Source organism: Kaistella jeonii (genome assembly GCF_000812865.1).
GTDB lineage: Bacteria > Bacteroidota > Bacteroidia > Flavobacteriales > Weeksellaceae > Kaistella > Kaistella jeonii.
On sequence record NZ_JSYL01000031.1, the window covers coordinates 1 to 859 of the forward strand.

The following is an 859-nucleotide window of genomic DNA, read 5'->3' on the forward strand; positions in this document are numbered from 1 at the left end:
CCGGTATTAATTCCTTCTTTGATCAGTTGATTGGCGATGATACTCATATTCACCGATTGTGCTCCACCAAAACTTTGGGTATGTGGTGCAGCGTCCAGCAATATCGTTGGACTGTAACCTGACAATACAATATTTCCCAATCCACTTTGATCCTGTAAATAGCCGACTTCTGTAATTACTCCCACAAAGGTTCTCTCCGGACTGTCCGGAATATCTTTATATTTTTGAACGACTGTTAGTCTTTTTCCTAAAAATTCATTGGAGGATTCTAAATTATGGTTCTCCCGGTTTCCTAAAGAGTCATAGGCTAAAACCATCTCAAAACGATGGTGTTTTCCACTGTGTTGGCTCAAACTAAAATGTTTGTAATGGGAAATCACTTTCCCTTCGATCACCACCAAAAGTTTTACCAATCTATTGATCCCAAAAACCTGACTGGCTGAAATCGATTTCGAACTGTTATCCGGCTTGAAAGTAGGCGTTGAAGTTCCGTTTGTTTTTGCCATAATAGGTAGAGTTTGTAGGTGATGGATTTTAGAGATGGGTGTTTGATGATGGGTGTTTGATGATTGATCTTTGATGATTGATCTTTGATGAATGATGATTGATCGTTGACAGTTGACAATTGTTAATTGTAATTTGAAAGTTGATCGTTCTTTTTTTTCAGTTCGTACTTTACGAATATCAAGCTTCTAAAGTTTAAAAGACAAATTTGATGTACTAAAATTAAGTATATATTTTTAATTAAGTTTAAAAATATCATTTTTCCAGGATATTGTCTGCTAATTAAAATTAACCTGATCGATATTCTAAAAAATTCCCGATAAAAACTGCATAAAGCATATTCATCGGGAATTAT

At 34.9% G+C, this 859-nt stretch carries 1 pseudogene; it reads right to left on the bottom strand.

The features are described from left to right. A pseudogene (locus OA86_RS15115) lies at positions 1–506 on the bottom strand (Vgr family protein); the annotation flags it as partial. Positions 507–859 lie beyond the last annotated feature (353 nt).